Here is a 23,370-nt window from a genome sequence, read left to right as displayed (position 1 = left end):
ATATTTATACTATAATAATACCAAGAGGTAATTACAAGATGTATCATGTATTTGTATATGTTCCAACATCACATTTAGAGTTAGTAAAATCTGCAATGTTTGATGCAGGAGCCGGTAAAGTTAGTGGTTATGATTACTGCTGTTGGCAAACAAAAGGACTTGGCCAATTTAGAGCAGGAGAGACATCCAATCCTTTTGTAGGTGAAAAAAATAAAATCCATAAAGAAGAGGAATGGAAAGTAGAATTTGTTGTCGAAGAAAAGTATATAAAAAATACTATTTTTGCTATGAAAAAGGCACATCCTTATGAAGTTGTAGGTTATTCTGTTATTAAGATGGAAGATTTTTAGTTTTTACATTAATTTTTAAACATACTTTTTCTAAAGGACATTCATTGCATTTTGGGTTTATTGGAGTACAAATATGTTGTCCATAATTTACTAATAATTCATTTAATATAATCCAATATTTCTTTGGCATTATTTTTTGTAATTCTTTTTCACTTTGCTCTGGGGTTTTTGTTTTTATCCAACCCATTCTATTAGCTATTTGATGAACATGACAATCTACACAAATTGCATTTATATCAAATGCTAGATTTAGTGTTAAATTTGCTGTTTTAATTCCTACCCCTGGAAGTTTCAAAAGATTTTGTGAAGTATTTGGAACTTTATTATCATATTCTTCAACTAGAATTTTGCTTATTTTTATTATATTTTCTGTTTTTCTTTTATAAAATGCACAAGGGTATATCGCTTCTTCTATAGTTTTCTTTTTAAGTTTTAATAAAGTTGTTGGATCTGTTGTAAGTTTGAATAATCTATTACTTGCTTCAAGTGTAATTTTATCTTTAGTTCTTAAAGAAATAATAGTAGATATTAAAATACAAAAAGGATTTTTATTAAAATTAAGAGCAATTAAGGAAACAGAAGGTAAAGAAATATTTCGTTTATCTAGAGTCTTTTTTATAGTATCAAAAAGGAAATCCCAATAATTTATGTCCATATTAAGTCTTTATCATATAAATAATAGATAAACAATAGGAAAAATAAAATTCTTTACTTGATTTTTTTATTTATAATGTTTAGTTTTTTTTCATGATAGTAATTTTAAATAAACAAATAAAACAAAAACAAAAAGAAGATATTATTACTTTCTTAACTAACAAAGGTTTTAAAGTAAAAGAAATTATTGGACAAGAAGAAACTGTTCTTGGTGCAGTTGGTAGAACTAGTATTGACCATAGAATAGTAGAACAAATGGATGGTGTTTCATCAGTTGTTCCAATTTCAAAACCTTACAAATTAGCATCTCGTGAATTAAAAAAAGAAGATACAATTGTTCAAGTTGGAAATGTAAAAATTGGTGGGCAAAGAATTGTAGTTATGGCTGGTCCATGTGCTGTAGAATCTGAAGAACAAATAATGGCAATCGCTGCACAAGTGAGAGAAGCTGGTGCTGTAATTTTAAGAGGTGGCGCTTTTAAGCCTAGAACCTCACCCTATTCTTTCCAAGGTCTTGGAGAAGAAGGTTTAAAATATTTGAGAAAAGCTGGTGATAAATACGGTATGCCAATAACTACTGAGGTTGTTTCTCCTTCAGATGTTGAGATGATGAGTAAATATATTGATATGTTCCAAATTGGAGCTAGAAATATGCAAAACTTTGAATTGTTAAAACAAGTTGGTAAGACAAAAATGCCTGTATTATTAAAAAGAGGTTTGTCTGCAACTATAGAAGAATGGTTGATGGCTGCTGAATATTTAATGGCTAATGGTACTGATCAAATTGTATTATGTGAAAGAGGAATTAGAACTTATGAAAGAGCAACAAGAAACACTTTAGATTGTAGTGCTATACCTATAGTTCAGAAATTAACACATTTACCTGTTATTGGCGATCCAAGTCATGCTACAGGTATTAGATCCTTAGTTTCACCAATGTCTTTAGCATTAGTTGCTGGTGGTGCAAATGGTTTAATGGTTGAAGTTCATAATAAACCTGAAACAGCATTAAGTGATGGTCCTCAATCTTTATATCCTTCTCAATTTGAAAAACTAATGAGAGATGTTCAATCTTTATCAACAGTTGTTGGTAAAAGTTTAGAAAGAATACCTAGAATTATTCCTGAAACAATACAAAGTGAAAATAATATTACTTCTACTGATAAGATTGCTTTCCAAGGAGAAAGAGGTGCATATAGTGAATTAGCTGTTAGAAGAACATTTAATGATAATGAGGTTTTACCTTGTGAAAAGTTTGTTGATGTTTTTGAATCAGTTATGAAAGGTGAGTCTTTATATGGTGTTATTCCTATTGAAAACACTTTGGGTGGAACTATAAATGATAATATTGATAATTTAATTAATTATCCTGATTTAGTAGTTGTTGGAGAACAACATGTTAGAGTTATTCATAATTTAATAACTCTTCCTAATACAAAATTAGAAGATATAAAATTTGTTTATTCTCATCCTCAAGGTTTAGCACAATGTTCTGATTATTTAAAGAAACAGTTGCCTAATGCAAAAGCTGTTCCTTTCTTTGATACTGCAGGTGCTGTACAATTTATTAAAGAAAAAGGTGATAAATCTTATGCAGCTATTGCTGGTGCTCCGGCTGCAGCATATCATAATATGACAGTACTAGATGCTGCAATAGAATCTCATCCTAATAATTATACAAGATTTTATATTATTTCAAGAGAAGAGAATGCTGAAGTATTTTTAAGTGCAAGTAAAGCTAATAAAGCTGCAATGGTATTCAATGTATCTCATAAACCAGGTTCTTTATTTGAGGCTCTTAAAGTATTAAGTGATTATGGGTTTAATATGAGAAAATTAGAATCTAGACCAATACCTGGAAAACCTTGGGAATATTCATTCTTTGTTGAAACTGATATTTTAGATCAAGAAGAAGCTTTTGAAGAAGTTATAAAAAAACTAAAAGAACAATGCTTCTCTTTCAGAATTTTAGGGAAATTTAATTCATCAAACTAAAATGGAATAATTATTAAAATTATAGATACATATCTAAGAGTAATAAAATCTTTTAGATATGTATTTTTTTATTAATGCAAAAATATAAACATTTTAATTATAGACACTATGAAGTTTAAAATAATTCTTTTTTGTTTATTTAGCCTTTTATTAATAAGTTGTACTCAAAAACTTAATTATAAAGAAATTGAAATTATAATTAATAGTGAACATCCTTTTGAAAAAACTACTAATAAGCAAATGTGGTATACAATAAGTTATACTGATGGTTTTGGAAATATAAAATATTATCATCTAGGAAAAGATCAAAGAAAGATAAAAATCTATGTAAAAAAAGATAAGCAAACATTTATTTGTGCTAAAGCCCTAGATACTTTTTCTCCAATAGCGGGAGTAATTTCTCCTAATGATAATAAGGTTGTTTTAGATTATGAAAATGGATTTTTAGTTGAATATTTACAAAATCTATATTTGCAAAACCCTAATGCAATTTGTTCAATAAAATATGAAAAACTTTTTTCTATATTAAAGCAAAAAGGTTTGTTGTATTCTTTTAATGAAATAATTTTGGCTAGAGATATAATAAATGGAAATCTAAGTGAAAAATCGATTTATGAAAATAGCAAAGTAAGTGTTTCTCTTAATCAAGCTGTTGAAGGATATTGGATAAGTGAAAACCCAAATGAAGGAGGGTTTTTAGTTTCTGATTCTAATTATAAGAGAGTTAAATTAAGTTTATCAGAAGGAAAGCATTATTATATAAATGCAGAAAAAGGTTATTTAATGTTAATCTTAGTAGATACTATTAATAAAAATTATTTTACTCATATAGAAAGACTTCCAATAGAATTGTTATAAAAAAATTCCTCCAAAGTGTTTCAAATTTTTTTGTCCACTTTGGAGGTACCATATCTTTTAGTAATACAGCCTTTTTGAGTATTATCTTTTATTTTACAACTATATTAACAAGTTTTCCAGGAACCGCAATTTTTTTGATTATTGTTTTTCCTTCAATCCAATGTTGTATTTTTTTATCATTTAACGCAATTTCAAGCATTTCATCTTTACTGATATCTTTACTTACATTTAGTTTAGCTCTTAGTTTACCATTAACTTGAACAACTAATTGGATTTCACTATCAATTGTTAATTCTTCAATGAAAGACGGCCATTGAACAGTTGCAATAGAGTTGTTATGTCCAGCTCTTTCCCAAAGTTCTTCAGCTAAGTGAGGAGCATATGGGCTTAATAGTTTTAATAAAGTTTCCCAAACTTCTTTATAAAGTTTATCAGTCTTATAGATATCATTAATTAAAACCATCATTTGACTTATAGCAGTATTAAAGTTCAATGTATCTGTATCGTGAGTTACTTTTTTAATAGTTTTATGTAGAGATTTAAGAATTTCTTTTGTTGGTTTTTCATCAACAATTTCTCTTTCTTCTGAAAGTCTCCATATTCTATCTAAGAATCTATATACTCCACCCATACCTGATGTAGACCAAGGTTTTGATACTTGAAGAGGTCCCATGAACATTTCATAAACTCTCATTGAATCTGCACCATATTCATTAATAATATCGTCAGGGTTAATTACATTTTTTAAACTCTTAGACATTTTAGCAATAACTTTTTCTAGTTGTTCATTAGCATCTTTTTCAAAATATAGACCATCTTTTTCTTCTACCATATCAGTAGGTACTAAAGATTTGTCCTTTCTTTGATATGCAAAACTAGTAATCATTCCTTGATTTACCAATCTTTTAAAAGGCTCTTTTGTTTGTACTAAACCTAAATCAAAAAGAACTTTATGCCAGAATCTTGCATATAATAAGTGAAGAACAGCATGTTCTGCTCCACCTACATATAAATCTACAGGCATCCAATAGTCTTGTTTTTCCGGAGAAACAAATTCTTCAGAATTATTAGGATCTAAATATCTTAAATAATACCAACAAGAACCAGCCCATTGAGGCATTGTATTGGTTTCTCTTTTTGCAGGACCACCACAAACAGGACAGGTTGTATTTACCCATTCATCAATTACAGATAATGGACTTTCTCCGGTACCACTTGGTTCGTAACTTTCTACTTCAGGTAATTCTAAAGGTAAATCTTCTTCTTTAACATGAACAATTCCACATTTAGGACAATGAACTAGAGGGATTGGTTCTCCCCAATATCTTTGTCTTGAGAAAATCCAGTCTCTAAGTTTATAATTTGTAGATTTTTTTCCTAATTCTTTTTCTTCTAGCCAATTCAACATAGTGCTAATAGCATCTTCTTTGTTTAAACCGTCTAAGAAATCAGAATTTACATGTACCCCATCTTCTGTCCAAGCAGCTTCTTGTACATCAATTTTGCTTTTTAAAACCTCAATAATAGGAAGATCGAATTTTTTTGCAAATTCCCAGTCTCTAGTATCATGAGCAGGAACTGCCATAATTGCACCAGTACCATAACTAATTAATACATAATCAGCAATCCAAATAGGAATTTTTTTACCATTAACTGGATTTATTGCATAGCTACCTGAAAATACACCTGTTTTGTCTTTTGCTAAGTCAGTTCTTTCTAAATCACTTTTTTTAGCAGTATCATCTAAATATTTTTCAACTACAGCTTTTTGATCTTCAGTTGTGATTTTATTTACTAATGGGTGTTCAGGTGCTATTACCATATATGTTGCACCAAATAAAGTATCACAACGAGTAGTGTATACTTCAAGTTGATCATCAAAATTTTCTAATTTAAATAATACAGAAGCACCTTCACTTTTTCCAATCCAATTTCGTTGCATTGCTTTAACAGAATCTGGCCAATCTAATTCATCTAAATCTTCTAATAATTTATCAGCATATTCTGTAATTTTAAGAACCCATTGTCTAATATTTCTTCTTACAGTTTGAGTTCCACAGCGTTCACATTTACCATCTTTAACTTCTTCGTTTGCTAAACCTGTTTTACAGTTTGGACACCAGTTAATAGGAGTTTGTGACTCATAAGCTAACCCTTGTTTAAAAAGTTGAATGAAAATCCATTGAGTCCATTTATAGTAATCTTTACTATGTGTTGCAACTTCTCTATTCCAATCATAGCAAAAACCTAAACTTTTTATTTGTTTTCTAAAGTTTTCTATATTATTTTCAGTTGTAGTTTTTGGATGTGTTCCTGTTTTTATAGCATAGTTTTCAGCAGGAAGGCCAAAAGAGTCAAAGCCCATTGGATGAAGAACATTATAACCATTCATTTTTAAGAAACGGCAATAAATATCTGTAGCTGTATAGCCTTCTGGGTGTCCTACATGTAAACCAGCTCCTGATGGATAAGGAAACATGTCCAATACGTATTTACGTCTATCTTTTGGAATTGACGCATCTTCTGTAACAGCAAAAGTTTGATTTTCTTCCCAATATTTTTGCCATTTTTTTTCAATTTTGTTAAAAGGATAATTACTCATAAATCCAATAATACATTTGCACCTTGTTTGCGTCAATAATAGTTGTATTTTTGAACTGAAAATTTAAAGATATAAGTGAAAAAAAAGATAATAATTAATAATTATCACGAATTCTTGTGAAATTTATTTCTTCAATTTTTCTTTTATTCATTTTTTTTATTTTATAAATACCAAACTTATCACTGATAGTATCTTTTTCTTTAGGAATATCTCCAGTAATACTCATTAGATAAGCCGCAAGAGTACCCTCTTTTTCAGCCTCTTTGTAATTAATATCCATTTCATCACAAAAATAGTTGAAAGGGGTTTCTCCTTGAATGATATATAAATCCTTAACCCCTCTAACTTCTTTTATCATCTCTCCTTCTCTAATTTCATGTTCATCATAAATTTCACCAAGAATTTGTTCAACAACATCTTCCATTGAGATAACTCCAGCAAATCCACCATATTCATCTAAAACTATTGCTAATTGTAATTTACGTTTTTTAAATAAGAAAAAAATGTAATCGACATGTTTTGTTTCTAAAACAAATATTGGTTCACGAATAATAGAAGAAATAGATTTATCTAATTGATTATTAATTTGGGCTTGTAGAATATCTCTTAATAAGACAATACCTATTATATTTTCTTTTGATTCTTTATAGACTGGAATTCTTGAATAACCAGAGTTTACTATTTCTGAAAAGACATCTTTAATCATAACCTCTGAATTTAAGATAAATACATCTTTTCTATGAGTCATTACTGTTTTTAAAGGGTTGTTAGAAAAATGTAAAACTTTTTGGAGTAAGTCAGATTCATACTGATGTACTACTCCTGAATCTTCTGCAGCATCTACAACATGTAAAAGCCCTTCAACTGTTAAATCTTTACTATTTCCTTTGTTAAATATATTATCAATAAAATTTCCAAAAGCTTTAATAAAAAAAACAAGAGGGAATAATATTTTGGAAAGGAAATATATAGGATAACTCATGGTTTTTGCTATTGTTTTAGCATTACTCATTGCTAATTGTTTAGGAGTAACTTCTCCAAAGATTAAAATTAGTAAGGTTAATATACCGGTACCATAAGCTATTAAATTTTGTCCTAGATATTTGATACAAAAGGTTGTAACTAAAGAAGAAACGCTAATATTTACTACATTGTTACCAATTAATATTGTGGTCAGAAGTGAATCTTGTTTTTCAGTTAATTTTGCGGCTAATCTTTCTCTTTTATTTTTACTTTTCTCTAATTCTTTTATTTGAATTAAGGAAAGTGCTGTGAAAGCTGTTTCTGTAGAGGAGAATACTCCACTTAATAGAATTAAACATATTATGATTATAATCTCACTAATCATAATTTTTGACCTTTAAATTTAATATATACGGATTACCGTCATCATCGATAGATTTACTCATATTAAAAATATAAAAGAAAATCTAAAAGCAAGCAAGCAAATTTGTCTTTTTTTAGCGATTAAGTAATATCATTCCAATAGAGAGTAATATTAAAGCTAAGCTATACGTTAACATAACAGCCGTATCACTGTATCTTCTAATTTTATAGCTATTATTTTTTGCAATAAAACTATCACTTAATGTAAATAATGATGTTGCTGCTATTAAGACAATATTTAATGTAGTTGAGCTCATTGCAATAAAGATTAATAATATAAAGGAATAAATTCTCATAGGTATTTTCAATGATTTTGATTCTTTCGTTATGTTTAGAATTTTAATTTCAGGATAAATTAATATAAGAGCTGCAATTAATATAATTAAATAGCTTTTTGTAAAATAAGAAAAAATAATAATAAATACGATATGTCCAAATAAGAAACTTATTAAACCTGTAACAAACCAATTGTTATTATTGCTTAATAATAAAATGTCTCCAATAAGATATAGTAGATATGCCATTTTTAATAAATTCGTAATTTTACAATCAAAATTCGTATTTATTAATACGTTAAACAATGCTAAAGGTGCTAGTGTTATTTTAGATAATGCAATTAGTAGTTTGTTTTTTTTTCTACAAGCTACTATATTTGTAAAACTCATTATAATAAAAAATAATAAGAAGATTAAATTCATATAAATATGATATTACACCCCTATTTAAAAAGCAAATTATTCTTATAAATATATAAATTATTAGTAAAAAATGACTGTTTGAAAAAGGGCTAAAATAATGTATAATAATCCTGATATGGCAAATAATAATAATAAATATAATGAAGACCAAATTAAATCATTAACGGCTTTAGAACATATTAGATTAAGACCTGGGATGTATATAGGGCGTTTGGGTAAAGGAAGTAACCAAAACGACGGTATCTATATATTATTTAAAGAGGTAATTGATAATAGTATAGATGAATTTAATGAGAAATGTGGTAATAGAATAGAAATAACTTTAAAAGAAAACCATGTTTCTGTAAGAGATTATGGTAGAGGAATTCCTCTTGGAAAAGTTGTAGAATGTGTTTCAAAAATGAATACTGGAGCAAAATATACAAATGAAGTATTTCATCGTTCTGTTGGTTTAAATGGAGTTGGAACAAAAGCTGTTAATGCATTGTCCTCTTTTTTTAAAGTTATAAGTTATAGAGATGGTAAATATGTTAGTGCTTCTTTTTCTAAAGGAAAAATATTAGAAGAAAAAAAAGGTACTGATAAGACACAATTAGATGGTACTTTATTTGAATTTGTTCCAGATGAAGAAATTTTTAAAAAATATAAATTTGATGAGAACTTTATTGAATCTAGGTTGTGGAATTACGCTTATTTAAATCCTGGATTAACATTAGTATATAATGGTAAAAAATTTAGAAGTACAAAAGGGTTACTAGATTTATTATCAAAAGAAGTAGATGGCGATGAGATATATTCTCTTATTCATTATAGAGGAGAGTTCATTGAATTTGCTATTACCCATATTGCAAATAGCTATGGAGAAAATTATTTTTCCTATGTAAATGGTCAACATACTGTAGATGGAGGAACCCATTTGTCAGCATTTAAAGAAGGTTTCTTAAAAGCTGTAAATGAACATTTTAAGAAAGCTTGGTCTGCACAAGATGTCAGAGAAGGTATTTTAGGTGCAATTTCTGTTAAAATTGAAAACCCTATTTTTGAAAGTCAAACAAAGAATAAATTAGGAAATACAGAAATAAGAGGATGGATTGTACAAGAAGTTAAAGATGGAGTAATTGATTATTTATTAAAGAATCCAGATGAAGCTGATAAAATTACTACAAAAATAACACATAATGAAAAACTAAGAAAAGAATTAAATGAAGTTAGAAAAAGTTCAAGAAGTTCTGCTAAAAAAGTTGCATTAAATATTCCTAAGTTAAAAGATTGTAAATATCATTTAAATCAAAATAAATCACATGTAGATGAGTGTGAAAATTCGATGATATTTTTGACAGAAGGAGATTCTGCATCAGGTTCAATTACAAAATGTAGAGACGTTAAAACACAAGCTGTTTTTTCCTTAAGAGGTAAAATCTTAAACGTCTTTAATAAAAATAAGGCAGAATTATATAAAAATGCAGAGTTATACAATTTAATGAAAGCTTTAGGCCTTGAAGATGGGATTGAAAATTTAAGATATGGAAAGGTTATAATTGCAACTGATGCAGATACAGATGGTTTTCATATAAGAAATTTATTAATGACATATTTTTTAACATATTTCGAAGAACTTGTATTAGCTAATAGAGTTTATATTTTAGAAACACCATTATTTAGAGTAAGAAATAAAAAACAAACAGCATATTGTTATTCTGAGCAAGAAAGAGATTATTTAGTTTCTCAAATTAAGAATTCTGAAATTACAAGATTTAAAGGTTTGGGTGAAATAGATCCTAAAGAATTTGGAATGTTTATTGGTGAAGAAATGAGGTTAGAACCTGTAATTGTAAATTCTATTTCTGAAATTCCTCGAATGCTAAAATTTTATCAAGGAGATAATACTCCAGATAGAAGAGCATTTATTATGGAGAATTTAATTTAATGGCACAAGTTGAAAAAATATTTAAAAAGAATTTTTTAGAATACGCATCTTATGTAATAAAAGATAGAGCAATTGCAGATTTAGAAGATGGATTTAAGCCAGTACAAAGAAGAATAATTCATTCTCTTTTTGAAATGGATGATGGTAAATTTCATAAAGTAGCTAATGTAGTTGGTTGGGCTATGAGATATCATCCTCATGGAGATTCTTCAATATATGAGGCTCTTGTAAATATTGCAAATAATGATTTATTGATTGAAAAGCAAGGTAATTTTGGTAATACATTAACAGGAGATAGAGCTGCTGCATCTAGGTATATTGAATGTAGAATTTTGCCATTTGCTAAAAAAGTTTTATATAATCCTGAATTAACTGAATTTGTAGACTCTTATGATGGCAGAAATAAAGAACCTTTATTCTTTTTATCTAAATTGCCTCTTGTTGTTATTCAAGGTGTAAATGGTATTGCCGTAGGAATGGCTACTACTATTTTTTCACATAATATTGATGAAGTAATGGATTCAATGATTTGTGAATTAAAAGGGGAATCTTTTGAATTATATCCTGATTTTTCTTGTGGTGGTTTCGTTGATGTTACTAACTATGAAGATGGTAAAGGTTTTGTAATTGTTAGAGCAAAACTTGATACATCTGATTCAAAAAGGGTTATAATAAAAGAATTACCTTTTGGTATTACTAGTGAAAGATTAATATCTTCTATCGATGATGCTGCAAAAAAAGGTAAATTGAAAATAGCGTCAATTAATGACTATACTGCAGAAGAAGTAAATATTGAAATTAATCTATCAAGAGGTACTTATACAGAAGATATTGTAAAACTTTTATATGCTTATACAGAATGTGAAAGAAAAATATCGTGTAATTCTTTAGTAATTAGAGAAAACATTCCAACAATAATGGGTGTTAGTGAAATAGTAAAATATCATTCTCATCATTTAGTTGAAGTACTAAAAGCTGAATTAGAACTTGAAAAATCAAAATTACAAGATAAACTTCATCTTAGAACTTTAGAAAGAATATTTGTTGAAGAGCGAATATATAAGAAAATAGAAACTAAAAAGAGTGCGCAAGCAATTTATAAAGCTGTTTTTAAAGGATTTGAACCTTTTAGTGATAAATTATATAGAGAACTTATAGAAGAAGATATTGATAGATTATTAAAAATTCCAATTAGAAGAATTAGTTTATTTGATATTGAGAAAAATAGAAATGAAATTGATACCTTGTTATTAAATATTGAAGAAATAGATAATAAGTTAAATAACTTAATTTCTTATTCAATTGATTATATAAATGATTTAAGAAAAATGGTTGATAAAGAGAGAAGAGCTAGAAAAACAATAATTAAGAATATTGAATTAGTTAAAGAAAAAGCTGTAGCTCAAAGAGATAAAGACTTGAAATATGATTCAGCTTCTGGTTATTTAGGATATACTATAAGAACAGGGAAGTCTGTTTTAACTATCAGTATTTTTGATAGAGTTTTGATTATAATGAAAGATGGTTCATATAGATTTATAGTAAATCCAGAGAAAGAATATATTGGAAAAGGCTTATTATATGTTGGATATGGTGATAAAGAAAGTTTAGAAAAAGTTGTTTTTTCAATGATATTTCAACAAAAAACATATAAATATTTATTTATAAAGAGGTTTACTATAAAATCTGGTCAATTGAATAAGGTTTATCCTTTACTACCTGATGAAAAAGGTTATAAAGTTACAAAATTGACAACTTATGAGAATGCTGAAATTAGAGTTGTTTATAAACCTAAACCTGGACTTAGGATTAAAGAAGAAAGTTTTTATCTAAGTGATTTCTTGATAAAAGGAAGTAAGACAAAAGGTGTTAGGTTAACAGTAAAGGAAGTTGCTTCCCTTAGAATGCGACAAGTAAGAGAAGTTCAAGAAGAAAAGACTCTTTTTGATTAAAGGAAAAAATGGAAAATATTAAAGATAGAATCTTATATGAAGACAATCATTTAATTGTAATTAATAAGTTACCAACAGAATTAGTTCAAAGTGATATTACTCAAGATATTACTTTAGCTGATAAAGTAAAAGATTATTTAAAAAAAACTTATAATAAAAAAGGTAATGTTTATTTAGGCATTCCTCATAGATTAGATAGACCAACTAGTGGAATTGTTATATATACAAAAACTGATAAAGCATTGAAAAGAATGTGCAATGCATTTAGAGAAAATGAAGTAAAAAAGAAATATTGGGCGATTGTAGATAATCCTCCTTTTAAACATGAAGATACAATTACTCATTATTTAACAAGAGATACAAAAAAAAATAAAAGTTTTGCATCTTTAGTAAAAAAGAAAAATTCTAAGGAAGCTAGACTTTCATATAAATTAATTGGAGCTTCAAAAAGTTTTTATTTGATGGATATTGATTTGCATACTGGTAGGCATCATCAAATAAGAGCACAGTTAGCTACTTTAAATGTTCATATAAAAGGTGACTTAAAGTATGGTTTTGCTAGATCTAATAAGGATGGAGGTATTTCTCTTCATGCAAGAGAAGTAGAATTTATCCATCCTGTTAAAAAAGAGCCAATAAAAATTATCGCAAATCCACCAAAAGATGTGGTTTGGGATTATTTTATGAGTACTTTAAAATAATTTAGTTAATCAGATATTTTTATTATACCTTTACTTTTTAATCCATTTATTTTGACAATAAATGGATTTTTACTTTTGTAATGAGTAAAGTATTTGCCTTCTTCAATAGTTTCTAAGTTTTTAATCATTTCTGTATCTAATTTACCATCACTAAAAGAAGGATTAATTGTCATATATCTAGTTCCTAATAAAGTTAAATTTTGGAAAAAGTGAGTTCCTTGACTTGGTTCTACTTGGAAAGACGGTAAACCTGTTTCAATTATAACTTTGGCATTAGAAATTTGTGACCAACTAGCAGGAATTCCTAGCCAAGGGTCGCTGGAACCTAATCTTCCAGCTACAATTAATATATATTGTTTTTCACTGTTTTCAAACTTTGAATTAAATAATTCAATTTCATTAGGCATGTTGACCATTTGAGAAGAATCGAAATCATCTAAATTAATCATAATTAAATCATTAATATCGTCAATTTTTCCATTTCCCATAACAGAATAAGACGTGACAATAGAAGATTCTTCTTCATTTTTAGAAATAGATACATCGCTTTCTTCGTTACCTTCGGCAATTGGTCTTATTTGTAATAAACTAAACTCAGGCTTTTTAGGTTCTTTTTTATTTAAGTTGATTGCAAATTCTATTTCTACAGGAGTACTCATTGCTTCTTTTCCAAGTTGCAATATATCATAAATTATAGAAGCTAATGGAAACATATCATATTTTAAGACACCATTAAATGTGATTATTTTTTCACCTTGAGCTCTAGTACTTTCACTAAGCATTCCTGTTTTTATATCAAATGTGCTAGCACAGCCTTTTAAACTTTGAGGATATTTATTTGCTTCATCGATATTTAATAAAGTTAAGTTATCTAAGTCTTTAAATGGATCAAAATTCTTTTCTAAATCAAGAGCATAAAATTGTGTTTGGCTGCTATATTGATTTTTACCTAAAAAGTGAACAGGTCTTTTTGGATTTTTAGGAGAAAATCGAAAGACACTACCATTATCAACAACACTTTTTCCAAAACCAAAACTAATATTTGCGACACCATCATTTATATCTTCTCCTGCGATAGGATAGTAATTTAGTGATCTTGCGACTCCACTGATGTTAGGATACCAATATTTCCCATGTTTAGAACCTATGACTTGTTGTATTACTATAGCCATTTTTTCTTCTTCAATCATATGCTCTGTAGCTTTAAGATATTCTTTTGCATTATGGAAGTATGTAGATGCCCAAACAGTTTTTATAGCCATTTCTAATTCATTAAGTCTTGTTTTAAAATCCCCAGAATTTCTAATCATACAAGTTTCATAAACTCCAGCAAAAGGTTGAAAATGTGAGTCTTCTAAAAGAGATGAAGATCTAATTGAAATAGGCTGTTTAATTACATTTAAAATTTGTTTTAAATCCTCAACTAAATTTACAGGCATTTCACTATTAATAAAGGCTTGAAGCATTTCTTTATCAGTTTGTTTTTGAGTAATAACTTTTCGAAGATTGTTCATTTCTATGAAATTTGTAAAACTTTGAGTAGATATTACTACTGTTCTAGGGATAGATAGATATATATCAGAATATTTTTCTAAAATATTGCTAGCTCTTAATTCCATATCTATAAAGGCAAGCCCACGACCTTTACCACCGAGAGATCCCTCTCCAATTCTACTAAAGAAAAGAGTTTCATCATAATTTTCTTTTGAGAACTGGGCTAATACACCTTTAGTTCTTTCTGCTCTATATTCTTTTATAACCTTTACTAGATTTAATCGAGATTCTTCAGCATTAGTTTCTTTGATTTTTATTGGTTTTATACGTGCTGCAGCTACATATAGGCTTTGAGCTCTTAGCCATCTAGAAAAATCATTTCTATTAGCATGATATATAAAACTATCTAGAGGAATATCTGCTATAGCATGTTGTAATTGTCTCATTGTTTTTGCTTGAGCTATAGTTTGGTTAGTTTTTGGATCTTTGAATAAGAAAGGACCAAATCCATAGTTAGCAGTAACATAATCTTCTAATTCAAATAATAAATTATCTGCTTTTTTCCAAAGAAATTGTGCTCCCACTTCTTTTGTTACTTCTTCATTAAATTTATTCATACTTTGAATTAAAAAAGGAAGTCTAGGATTATCTTGTTTAACTGTTTTGCATAATTCTAATCCAGCAAATTTATCTTCTTCATTGTTTCTCTCATAAGACATGTCAGAGATTATTCCAAGAATATTATCTTTGTAATTATTATACATTTCGACAGCTTCTTCATAAGTTTTAGCTAATAATATTTTTGGTCTACCTCTCATTCTTAATATTTTTCCCCAAGAATTTAATCCTTCTAGTATAGAAGATCTATTTTGAGTAATTAAACTCTTATATAAAATAGGCAAGAAAGATGAATAAAATCTTACAGAGTTTTCAACTAAAATAATTACTTGAATATCTGCTTCATTTGTGTCGTGATCAATATTCATTTTATCTTCAGCTAATTTAACCATTGCTAAGAAAATCATTGGATCACCTTGATAATAGAAAAAATTATTTATTGAAGGGGTTTTCTTTTTCTTAATTTGTTTATTCCTTTTGTGAACAGGAGAAGGAGATAATACGACAATAGGCATATATGGATATATTTCTTTGATCTCATCAGCAAGTTCTTCAACTCTTTCATTTCCTAAATCTAGCATAGATATAACTAATTCAAATTTTCTGCTCGATGAGCTTAATATATTTAAAGCTTCTTGCGGTGTATTTACATGTGTTATTTTTGGAGGGTTTGATAAACCTAATTGAGTGTATTCTGTGTATAGAGCTTCTTCAACTCTCCCGTCTTCTTCTAATAGAAATCTGTCGTAATCACTACAAATTAATAATACATTATATATGTGTTTTAGCATTAAGTTACTAAAAGGTAACCAAGTTGGATCTAGTTTATACATTTTATAATGATAACATAGAGATTTTTGTTAAACAATTAAAATTTTGTTAAATTAATAAAATTACAAAATTTTTAGCTGATTAATAAAATGTTGTAATAAAAATAGTGAAAAACTAAAAAAAATATTTTAAATTACTGAAAATTGAAACTTGACGATTATTCAAAGTGGGTATACTCTGTGTCCGTAACAAATAATTTTTTATCTAGAAGGAGATAAAATAAATGTATAATTTAGAAGCTTTTATGGCTCAATTGGAACAAAAGAATCCTGGACAAAAAGAATTCTTACAAGCAACTCGTGAAGTATTAGAAAGTATTTTACCTGTAATTAACGAAAACCCAATTTATTTAAAGAATAAAATTCTTGAAAGAATCACAATGCCTGAAAGAATTATTGAATTTAAAGTTGAATGGGAAGATGATAATGGAGATATCCAAGTCAACAAAGGTTGGAGAGTTCAGTTTAATAGTGCTTTAGGTCCATATAAAGGTGGATTAAGATTTCACCCTTCTGTAACATTAGATACTTTAAAGTTTTTAGGATTTGAACAAATTTTCAAAAATAGTTTAACAACACTTCCTATGGGTGGAGGTAAAGGTGGATCAGACTTTAACCCAAGAGGTAAGAGTGATGCTGAAATCTTACGTTTCTGTAAAAGCTTTATGTCTGAATTATTCAATTATATTGGACCTGATACTGATGTTCCTGCTGGTGATATTGGTGTTGGTGGAAGAGAAATTGGATTCCTTTATGGACAATATAAAAGATTAAAACATGAAAATACTGGTGTTTTAACTGGTAAAGGTCAAGGTTGGGGTGGTTCATTAATTAGACCTGAAGCAACTGGTTATGGTGCTTTATATTTTGCTCAAGAAATGTTAACTCATAGAAATGATTCTTTAAAAGATAAAAGAGTTGCAATTAGTGGATTTGGAAATGTTGCTTGGGGAGCAGCAGTTAAAGCTACTGAACTAGGTGCTAAAGTTGTAACAATTAGTGGTCCTGATGGATATATTTATGATGAAAATGGTATCAATACTCAAGAAAAATGGGATTATATGTTATATCTTAGAGCTTCTAATAATGATGTTGTTGAACCTTATGCAAAGAAATTTGGTGCAGTATTCCATGCAAAAGAAAAACCATGGAATGAAAAAGTTGATTTAGCTTTCCCTTGTGCAATTCAAAATGAATTGAATGCAGAGGATGCAAAGAAATTAGCTTCTAATGGCTGTCAATATGTTGTTGAAACTTCAAATATGGGATGTACTCCAGAGGCTATTGAATTTGTTTTAGAAAGTGATATGATTTTTGCTCCTGGAAAAGCTGTAAATGCTGGTGGTGTTGCTGTGTCTGGTTTAGAAATGACCCAAAATGCAATGCATTTATTCTGGACTGCTGAAGAAGTTGATGAAAAGTTAAAACAAATTATGAAAAACATTCATCAACAATGTGTTAAAGAAGGAACACAAGAAGATGGAAGTGTTAATTATCCATTAGGTGCTAATATCGCAGGCTTTAAAAAAGTAGCTGATGCAATGGTTGCTCAAGGATATTAATATATAAAAAAGAGAAGATTAATCTTCTAGTTTGTTGGTTTTGTTGGCGAGTAGAAATACTCGCCTGTTTTTTTGCTTATTATATGTTAAGTTAAAATAAAATATTTTCTTTTATTTTAAAAAAAAATAAAAAATCTTAGTTAAGTTAAATTACCTTTTTTAGCCTAATTCTTAGGGTGTTTTTTTAGATTAATTTAATTCAAAAGCCATTTGTTCTAAATAAAAAATAAATTTAAATTAATAAAAATTATATAAATATTATATAGAAATAGTAGAAAGAATATGTTTAGTATTCTCACTTTTTTCTAATCTTGCGGTTCTTAATCTTTCATGATAGTGTATGCGTGTTGTGTTGTTAAGGAGATAGAAGATGTTAGATTATTTATATGAAATGAAAACGTCAAGAAGAAATAGTACCCTAGATAGTCAACAGTTTAGAAAAGAAGATGCTAAAAAAATTTTTCTTCAAGATTTAAAAATTCAAGAGACTAATAAGAGGGAATTTGCAAAACCTATTGAGATGGAAAGTGTTCATGTCGATTTACAAGCTCGAAATGGGAAAAAAAGAGTTTTCTCTTTTTTAAGAAAAAATAAGAAAGATAAATTAATCTAAATAGTAAAAAATAATTAATGAAAATCAAGATAAGTTAGGTTTATTCTTTATCTTGATTTTTTTTACATTAATGAGAATCTTCTCACAATAACTAATGAATTAGTGTAATAAATAGTTAAATAATTTATTATACATTTATAAGCGTAAATTATTATAAAATAAAAAATTAATAAATCAATTATATACAATATTAAATTTACAATACTTTGCTCAGTGTACTTGAAAACACTAAATTGGTGTATTATAATTTGTTTGTTTGATGATAAAGGTTGTAAGACCTTTATTGTCTTTATAGGTAATTGAAAGATTTTAAATTAAATTAAATCAAATATTATATTTTGGTAATGGAGTGTCAAAATGGACAACAAAAAAATGGTAACTATTGATGGTAACTCTGCTGCAGCGCATATAGCATATGCATTCAGTGAAGTTGCTGCTATTTATCCAATCACACCATCTTCACCAATGGGTGAATATGCTGATGCTTGGGCAAGTACAGGTAAGAAAAACCTTTGGGGTAAAACTGTTGAAATTATTGAAATGCAATCAGAAGCAGGTGCAGCAGGTGCTGTTCACGGTGCTTTATCTGGTGGTGCATTGACAACTACTTTTACAGCATCTCAAGGTTTATTATTAATGATTCCTAACATGCATAAAATTGCAGGTGAAATGATTCCTACAGTTTTCCATGTTTCAGCTCGTTCTTTAGCAGCTCAATCACTATCAATTTTCGGTGATCACTCAGATGTAATGTCTTGTCGTAATACAGGTTTTGCAATGACTGCTGCAAGTAGTATTCAACAAACAATGGATATGGCTGTTGTAGCACATTTAGCTACATTAAAAAGTGATGTTCCTTTCTTAAGTTTCTTTGATGGTTTTAGAACTTCTCATGAAATTCAAAAAGTTGAAGAAATTTCTTATGATGATATCAAAGAATTAGTTGATGAATCATTAGTTGAAAAATTCCGCTTAAGAGGACAACGTCCTGAAGCTCCAATGATTAAAGTTGCAGCTCAAAATGAAGACGTATATTTCCAAGGTCGTGAAACTGTAAACAAATATTATGATGCAGTTCCAGAAATTGTTGAACATTATATGGCTCAAGTATCTGAAATGACAGGTAGACCTTTACATTTATTCTCATACACTGGTGCTGCAGATGCAACTGATGTTGTTATTGTTATGGGTTCTGGTGCTGATACATGTGAATGGGCAAGTAACTATATTAACAGCAAAGGTGGAAAAACTGGTGTTATAAATGTTCACCTATATCGTCCATTTAGTGCAAAACATTTTGTAGAAGCTTTACCTAAAACAGTTGAAAGAATTGCTGTATTAGATAGAACTAAAGAACCTGGTTCTTTAGGTGAACCATTATACTTAGATGTAGTAGCTGCTCTAAAACAAATGGGTCTAGAAGGTCTACAAGTAATTGGTGGTCGTTATGGATTAAGTAGTAAAGACTTCCCTCCTACACATGCAAAAGCTGTATTTGATCATTTAGCAGGAGAAGCTTTCCATGGTTTCACTGTTGGTATCGAAGATGATGTTACAAATAAATCTATTAAGATTTGTGATCAAATTGATGTTACACCTAGTGATGTTTCTTCATGTATGTTCTGGGGTCTTGGTTCTGATGGTACTGTTGGTGCTAATAAAAACTCAATTAAAATTATTGGTAACAATACTAATAAAAACGCTCAAGCATATTTTGCATATGACTCAAAGAAATCTGGTGGTATTACAGTAAGTCACTTAAGATTCGGTGAAAGCTCATTAAACATGCCTTGGTTAATTGACCATGCTGACTTTGTTGCTTGTCATAATCCTGCATATATCGGACGTTATGATATGTTAACTCCTTTAAAAGAAGGTGGTGTATTCTTATTAAATAGCCAAATTCCTTCTGACGAAGTATTTGAACATTTAACAAAAGATATGCAAGAACAAATCATTAATAAAAAGATTCGTTTCTATAATATCAATGCTTTAGAAATTGCTGAACAAGCTGGTTTAGGTACAAGAATTAATACTGTAATGCAAGCTGCATTCTTCAAGATTAGTGAAATCTTACCAGAAAAAGAAGCTATTGAATTAATTAAAGAATATATTAAGAAAACTTTCTTAAAGAAAGGTGAAGCAATTGTTAAAAAGAACTGGGCAGCTGTTGATGGTGCTTCAGATGCTTTACATGAAGTTAAAGTTCCTTCAACTGTAGGTAAATATTATGAACCTGCTAAGTTGATTAGTGATGATGCTTCTCAATTTGCTAAAGATATTATTGAACCAATTATGCACCGTGCAGGTGACAGTATTCCTGTTTCTAAAATGTCTTATGATGGTACATTACCTTCAGGTACAGCAAAATTAGAAAAACGTGGTGTTGCACCATTTGTTCCAGTTTGGATTTCTGATAACTGTATTCAATGTAACCAATGTGTTCAAGCTTGTCCTCATGCTGCAATTCGTGCAAAACAAATTGAACCAGCTAAATTAGACAATGCACCAGAAACATTTACAACTCTAAAATCAAATACTAAGAACGATAAAGATTTAAGATTCAAAATTCAAGTTTACACTGAAGATTGTCAAGGTTGTGGTGTTTGTGTTGAAGCTTGTCCTGCTAAGAATAAAGCTCTTGAATTATCTCCAATACAAGTTGAAAGAGATAAGGGTGAAGTTGAAAATGCAGAATTCTTCGAAGATTTACCATATGATGTATTAGATGGTACAAAATTAACAACTGTTAAAGGCTTACAATTCAAACAACCTTTATTTGAATTTAGTGGTGCTTGTGCAGGTTGTGGTGAAACTCCATATGTTAAACTTGTTTCTCAAATCTGTGGTGAAAATATGATTGCTGCTAATGCAACTGGTTGTTCTTCAATTTATTCAGGTACATTCCCTACAATTCCTTATACTACTCGTCAAAAAGATGGTAGAGGTCCAGCTTGGGGTAACTCATTATTTGAAGATAATGCTGAATATGGTTTAGGTATGCGTCTAGCTGTAGATAGTAACAGAAACTTATTAAAAATCAATGTTGATAAACTTCTAGAAGTTGGAACAACTAAAGAACTAACAGAAGCAATTAATGCTAGTTTAGCTGTTTGGGGTTCTGCTAAAGAAGATGCAATTGAAGCTCAAGATGCAGTACAAGCTGCTCTTCCTGCTGCTTTAGCTGCTGCTACAGATGAAAATAGAGTTTACTTAGAAAAAATCAATGAATTAAAAGATTATTTCTCAGATAAGACTGTATTTATTATTGGTGGTGACGGTTGGGCTTATGATATTGGTTACGGTGGTGTAGACCATGTTGTTGCTTCTGGTAAAAACGTAAACATTCTTGTATTAGATACAGAAGTTTATTCAAATACTGGTGGTCAAGCTTCTAAAGCTACTCCAATTGGTGCTGTTGCTAAATTCGCTAATGCTGGTAAACAATTAGGTAAGAAAAACCTTGGCTTTATGTGTATGAGTTATGGTTATGTATATGTAGCTTCTATTGCTTTAGGTGCTAACAGAATGCATGCTCAAAAAGCTCTTCAAGAAGCTGTAGCTTGGGATGGTCCATCTATTGTATTCTGTTATTCATCATGTATTAACCATGGTATGAATATGAGATACAGCCAAGTTGAAGCTAAAAAAGCTGTTGATGCTGGTTACTGGCCATTATATCGCTTCAATCCTGCATTAGAAGAAGGTAAGAGATTCTCTTGGGATATTAAGAAAGAACCAACAGTTCCTTATCAAGATTTCTTAAAAGGTGAAGTACGTTATACATCTCTTTATAAAACTAATCCTGAACAAGCTGATGAATTGTTCAAGAAAGCAGAAGATGATGCAAAGAACAGAATGAATTTCTACAAAGCTATGGGAGAAATCATGTAATTTGCAACTGCAAACTATAAAAAATGAGGTCCAATTTAGGACCTCATTTTTGTTTAAATAATAATTATAATTTTATTGGAATGAATTCTTTTTTTGAAAATTTATATATTTCTTTTATTCCAATTGATTTTAAAATATTTTCAATTTCATAAAAATAACAGTTTAAAGTTTCTATTGAATGAGAATCTGAGCCAACAATTACTTTAGAATTTAATTCTTTTAATATTTTAATGATAGGGATATCTGGATAAGGTGTGGTTCTATAACCACGACCTATTGCTCCTGTATTAATTTCTATAATTTTATCTAGTTTATTTAATTCATTTATTACATCTTTTATTGTTTCTAAGTACCATTTTTCTTCAATATTAAACAATTTTTCTTTTTCATTAAACTTGGTATATAAATCTAGATGACCTGTAATATCATAATTACTAGCTTTTGCGAAATTAATTAGTTCTTGGTAATATTTAATAATAAAATTTCTCTCACCATGACAAATATCTAGTAATTCTTTTAAGTATTCAATCTTCCAATCTAATGTATATACTTTATTGTTGATCAGAAAGTTATGAACAGACCCGATAGTATAATCAGGTTTACCTTTGTATTCCCAATTTAAAGAATCTAATTCTAAACCTTTGTATATATTTATATTTTGATATTTATTATTCAAATCATCTATTATGTTATAATAAGAAATTTGATTATTAAGCATTAATTCAGGGCAGCCTATATCGTAACCGCATTCTGCATGATCACTTATTCCAATTGATTCAAAGTTGAGTTTTATAGCTTTATTAACTACTTCTTCAATAGTATTTTTACCATCGCTAAAGGTTGTATGTGTATGTAAATTAGTTAAAATCACCTTGTCCTCCAATATTAATTAAATAATATCATAATTACTATTTGAAAGGATATAATAAAAGGGATATTATAAATAATAAACGATTGATTATAATTAGGAAATAATATGAAATTTGTGTTCTGTAAAAATAATAATTTAAATGCTTCTGATAAAAATTCAATTCTTTTCATTTTATTGGCATACAATGTAATGCTAATTTGTTTAATACCTTTTATATATTTAAATTTTAATTACCAAATATTAGCTTTTATTATTTGTTATTTACTCTTTTCAATTAATATATACTTTAAGTTTGATAAACTAGAAATAAGAGATATCTCTATTTTTAACATGTATTTTTTTAATTTTATTATATCTCCATTAAT

Annotated in this window: 15 protein-coding genes; 9 read left to right on the top strand and 6 right to left on the bottom strand. The window is 28.5% G+C overall.

The features are described from left to right. Positions 1-350: hypothetical protein (locus ACPKM0_RS09505; protein ID WP_472475411.1), on the top strand; the 350-nt coding region annotated here is incomplete at its 5' end. Here ACPKM0_RS09505 and ACPKM0_RS09500 read toward each other — a convergent pair. Further along, complete coding sequence (locus ACPKM0_RS09500) at positions 331-1,005, bottom strand: endonuclease III domain-containing protein (protein WP_472475409.1); 675 nt, start codon at positions 1,003-1,005, stop codon at positions 331-333. The genes ACPKM0_RS09505 and ACPKM0_RS09500 overlap by 20 nt on opposite strands. Positions 1,006-1,097: 92 nt before the next feature. Here ACPKM0_RS09500 and aroF point away from each other — a divergent pair, with 92 nt between their 5' ends. After that, a complete protein-coding gene (gene aroF / locus ACPKM0_RS09495; protein WP_472475407.1) occupies positions 1,098-2,999 on the top strand; it encodes a 3-deoxy-7-phosphoheptulonate synthase in 1,902 nt (633 codons plus the stop codon). A gap of 108 nt (positions 3,000-3,107) precedes the next feature. Continuing rightward, positions 3,108-3,857 carry a hypothetical protein gene (locus ACPKM0_RS09490; protein ID WP_472475406.1) on the top strand — a complete coding sequence of 250 codons (750 nt, stop codon included), beginning with the start codon at positions 3,108-3,110 and terminating at the stop codon, positions 3,855-3,857. A gap of 88 nt (positions 3,858-3,945) precedes the next feature. Here ACPKM0_RS09490 and leuS read toward each other — a convergent pair whose 3' ends face one another. From leuS to ACPKM0_RS09475, 3 genes are all read right to left on the bottom strand, one after another. Beyond that, positions 3,946-6,459 carry a leucine--tRNA ligase gene (leuS, locus tag ACPKM0_RS09485; RefSeq protein WP_472475405.1) on the bottom strand — a complete coding sequence of 838 codons (2,514 nt, stop codon included), beginning with the start codon at positions 6,457-6,459 and terminating at the stop codon, positions 3,946-3,948. 94 nt (positions 6,460-6,553) lie between these two features. Further along, positions 6,554-7,807 (bottom strand): hemolysin family protein, encoded by a 1,254-nt coding sequence (locus ACPKM0_RS09480; RefSeq protein WP_472475404.1) that lies wholly within the window; start codon positions 7,805-7,807, stop codon positions 6,554-6,556. Positions 7,808-7,919: 112 nt separating this feature from the next. Further along, complete coding sequence (locus tag ACPKM0_RS09475) at positions 7,920-8,510, bottom strand: lysoplasmalogenase family protein (protein ID WP_472475403.1); 591 nt, start codon at positions 8,508-8,510, stop codon at positions 7,920-7,922. A gap of 148 nt (positions 8,511-8,658) precedes the next feature. Here ACPKM0_RS09475 and ACPKM0_RS09470 point away from each other — a divergent pair, with 148 nt between their 5' ends. From ACPKM0_RS09470 to ACPKM0_RS09460, 3 genes are read left to right on the top strand one after another with little or no spacing between them, the layout of a single operon-like run. After that, on the top strand, positions 8,659-10,470 hold the full coding sequence (locus ACPKM0_RS09470) for a DNA topoisomerase IV subunit B (protein WP_472475412.1): 1,812 nt from the start codon (positions 8,659-8,661) through the stop codon (positions 10,468-10,470). Beyond that, positions 10,470-12,422: a DNA topoisomerase IV subunit A gene (locus ACPKM0_RS09465; protein WP_472475401.1), complete on the top strand. Its 1,953-nt coding sequence runs from the start codon at positions 10,470-10,472 to the stop codon at positions 12,420-12,422. The genes ACPKM0_RS09470 and ACPKM0_RS09465 overlap by 1 nt, the downstream gene beginning before the upstream one ends. An 8-nt stretch (positions 12,423-12,430) precedes the next feature. Beyond that, complete coding sequence (locus ACPKM0_RS09460) at positions 12,431-13,123, top strand: RluA family pseudouridine synthase (RefSeq protein WP_472475400.1); 693 nt, start codon at positions 12,431-12,433, stop codon at positions 13,121-13,123. A 5-nt stretch (positions 13,124-13,128) separates the two neighbouring features. Here ACPKM0_RS09460 and ACPKM0_RS09455 read toward each other — a convergent pair whose 3' ends face one another. Then, positions 13,129-16,068, bottom strand: a complete 2,940-nt coding sequence (locus ACPKM0_RS09455; RefSeq protein WP_472475399.1) for a PEP/pyruvate-binding domain-containing protein — start codon at positions 16,066-16,068, stop codon at positions 13,129-13,131. 221 nt (positions 16,069-16,289) lie between these two features. Between ACPKM0_RS09455 and gdhA the strand changes: the two genes are divergently transcribed. The 3 genes from gdhA to nifJ all read left to right on the top strand — a co-directional run bounded on the left by gdhA (position 16,290) and on the right by nifJ (position 22,134). Further along, on the top strand, positions 16,290-17,627 hold the full coding sequence (gene gdhA, locus ACPKM0_RS09450) for an NADP-specific glutamate dehydrogenase (RefSeq protein ID WP_472475397.1): 1,338 nt from the start codon (positions 16,290-16,292) through the stop codon (positions 17,625-17,627). 370 nt (positions 17,628-17,997) lie between these two features. Beyond that, positions 17,998-18,240, top strand: coding sequence for a hypothetical protein (locus ACPKM0_RS09445; protein ID WP_472475396.1), 243 nt, complete (start codon positions 17,998-18,000; stop codon positions 18,238-18,240). 357 nt (positions 18,241-18,597) lie between these two features. Continuing rightward, positions 18,598-22,134, top strand: a complete 3,537-nt coding sequence (gene nifJ, locus ACPKM0_RS09440) for a pyruvate:ferredoxin (flavodoxin) oxidoreductase (RefSeq protein WP_472475395.1) — start codon at positions 18,598-18,600, stop codon at positions 22,132-22,134. Between the two features lie 64 nt (positions 22,135-22,198). On the opposite strand, the gene ACPKM0_RS09435 is transcribed toward nifJ, so the two are convergent. After that, positions 22,199-23,005 (bottom strand): histidinol-phosphatase HisJ family protein, encoded by an 807-nt coding sequence (locus tag ACPKM0_RS09435; RefSeq protein WP_472475394.1) that lies wholly within the window; start codon positions 23,003-23,005, stop codon positions 22,199-22,201. Between the last annotated feature and the right edge of the window lie 365 nt (positions 23,006-23,370).

This window comes from Pleomorphochaeta sp. (assembly GCF_050031695.1).
GTDB lineage: Bacteria > Spirochaetota > Spirochaetia > Sphaerochaetales > Sphaerochaetaceae > Pleomorphochaeta.
The sequence above is the reverse complement of the archived record's forward strand: the minus strand, read 5'-3'. Positions and strand labels throughout refer to the sequence as shown.